Origin of the sequence: Nocardioides sp. (assembly GCF_036401255.1) — a bacterium.
Classification (GTDB): domain Bacteria; phylum Actinomycetota; class Actinomycetes; order Propionibacteriales; family Nocardioidaceae; genus Nocardioides.
This window is the reverse complement of record NZ_DASWVI010000480.1, coordinates 1-2,487: the sequence shown is the minus strand read 5'-3', so window position 1 is coordinate 2,487 and position 2,487 is coordinate 1. Positions and strand designations below refer to the sequence as shown.

The following is a 2,487-nucleotide window of genomic DNA, read 5'->3' as shown; positions in this document are numbered from 1 at the left end:
GACGAGCGCCGCGACGAGCACCGCGACGGGCACCGCGACGGGGCCGGCGGCCGCTCGGGTGCCGGGCCGGGACGGATGACGGGGCATCACGGGTCCTTCCCGAGGCCGGCTGCGCGGGCCCGCTCGGGGACCGGCCTCGGCCTCAGCACAACGCCGCCGGACCGCCCCGTGGGCGACCGGCCGCCCCGGTCCCCACTCTTGGGGATTCGGCGGTCGGTCGCCCCGGCCGGCGGCGGTGCGGACGGATCGTCGGAGGGCGAGGGAGCACGAGGACCAGCCGGGGGCGCCGATGTCCGCGAGGGCCGTACACATCGCCCGCAGGGCGCTGATCGGCGTGGGCGCGGTCCTCGCGCTGCTGGCCGGGTCGGCGCTCGGCGCCATGGCCTACCTCGACCACCAGCTCGACGAGGTCGACCGGATCCCGGGCGTCTTCGTGGACCTCGGACCCCGACCCGAGCGCGTCCGGACCGGCACCGCCGCCGAGGCGGTGAACATCCTCCTCCTCGGCACCGACCGGCGCTCCGAGGTCTCGACCACCGGCAGCTCCGCCGAGGCGGCGTCGTGGGTCTACGGGGCCCAGCGCTCGGACGCGACGATGCTCGTGCACGTCGACGGCGACCGCGAGCACGTCACCGTGACCTCTCTGCCCCGCGACTCCTGGGTGGCGGTGCCGGGCCATGGCATGGCGAAGATCAACGCCGCCTACTCCTACGGGGGACCGGCGCTGGCGGTGCGGACGGTCGAGCAGCTCACCGGCGTCCACATCGACCACCTCGCGGTCATCGACTGGGACGGCTTCCACCACCTCATCGACGCCGTGGGCGGCATCAGCGTCACGGTGCCCGAGACCGTGTACGACTCCGCCCGGGACGTGACCTGGACCGCGGGCGTCCACCACCTCGACGGTGACCGGGCGCTCGACTACGTCGGCCAGCGCTACGGCCTGCCCGGGGGCGACCTCGACCGGGTACGCCGGCAGCAGGTCGTGCTGCGCACCCTCGCCGAGCAGACGCTCGGCCTGCGTGACGACCCGGCGGGGATCGTCGACTTCGTCAACCTGCTGACCGACCACCTCTCCGTCGACGAGGAGTGGGGCTCGCGCGATCTGGCGTCGCTGGCCTGGTCGTTGCGGCACCTCGGCGGGGATGACGTGCGCTGCCTGACCGCTCCGGTGAGCGGCCTCGGGTCGGCGGGCGGGCAGAGCGTGGTCTGGCTGGACCGTGCCCGGGGCGCGGGGCTGTGGCGCGCCGTGCGCACCGACCGGATCGACCAGTGGGTCGCCGCGCACCCGCAGCCGGACGACGACCCGCCATGAGTCCGCGGCCGGGGCCCGGGCGGTCCGTACCGGACGGTCATCGACCGACCGATTTCGCATCCTGTTGACGCTGCTTTCGCGCCGGCGTGGCTAGATGTTGATGGGAATGGACAAGGGGGGCACGATGCACTTCGCACTGCTCGAGGAGATCCGACAGACCCACCCGCTGCCGTACCGGGGACACGGCCGCGACGCCCGCCGTGGGGCCTCCCGCGACAGGGTCCGGGGGGTCGGCCTCGCACCGCACCCGGCGCCGGCCGACCTCGCGGCCGAGCTGGCCCGCGAGCGGGACCGGCTGCACGAGCTGCGCTCGACGGTGAGCGGCCTGGTCGCGTCCTACCACCTGCTGCAGGAGCAGCAGGTCGAGCTGACGTCGGCCGCCCGCTCCCGGCTCGAGCAGCTGCACCGGGTCGAGCTCGACCGGCTCGAGCGGTTGCTGACCGACGAGGCCGAGGATCCGGCCGGGCCGGTCGACGTCGGCCTGGCCATCGACCCGCTCGTCGAGACCCTGCGCCTCGACGGCCACCCGATCCGGTGGTCGGGCTCGCGGGCGCGGGCCTGGGGCTGCCACGACGACGTGGCGCAGGTCGTGCACGTGCTGTTGGACAACGCGATCCAGCACGCCGCCGGCAACGAGGTCGACGTGGTCGTGGGCGCGGGCGGCGGCCGGGTCGAGGTCCGGGTGCACGACCGCGGACCGGGCACGTACGCCGCGGACACGGGACGACGCGCCGGCTCGCCGGCGGTCGGCCTGAACACCGTGCACCGGCTCGCCGACCAGATGGGCGCGGTGCTCCGCTTCGAGCCCGGCGACGTCGAGGATCCGGGGACCACGGTCGTGCTCAGCCTGCCGGCGCACGCGGAGGCTGCGGCCGAGACCGGCTGACCCGCGCCCGGCGCCACCCGGGCAGCCGCCCATCATCGAAATGCGGGATCTGTCCGGCGCGGGCCGGAACGCGCCACCGAGCCCGGTCAACCTCGGTGCAGGAGGTGCCCGCATGACAACCGTCCTGCTGACCCGCGCGGCCGCGGTCCGGCAAGCACGAGGCCACGACCACGCCCTCCCGCGCCGGGACCCGGCGTCTCGAGGCCTGCCGCTCGCCGACGCGGCCGCGGCCTTCCTCACCGGGGTGCTCCTGCGGCCCTGGGGCGAGGCCGTGGCCGCGGCCCCG

2 protein-coding genes are annotated in these 2,487 nt (G+C 75.5%); both read left to right on the top strand.

Translation table 11 applies throughout. From position 1 onward, the window contains the following. Window positions 1-289 precede the first annotated feature (289 nt). Window positions 290-1,315 (top strand): LCP family protein, encoded by a 1,026-nt coding sequence (locus tag VGD85_RS22110; protein ID WP_331065591.1) that lies wholly within the window; start codon window positions 290-292, stop codon window positions 1,313-1,315. Between the two features lie 124 nt (window positions 1,316-1,439). Beyond that, window positions 1,440-2,201: an ATP-binding protein gene (locus tag VGD85_RS22105; protein ID WP_331065590.1), complete on the top strand. Its 762-nt coding sequence runs from the start codon at window positions 1,440-1,442 to the stop codon at window positions 2,199-2,201. Window positions 2,202-2,487: the final 286 nt, after the last annotated feature.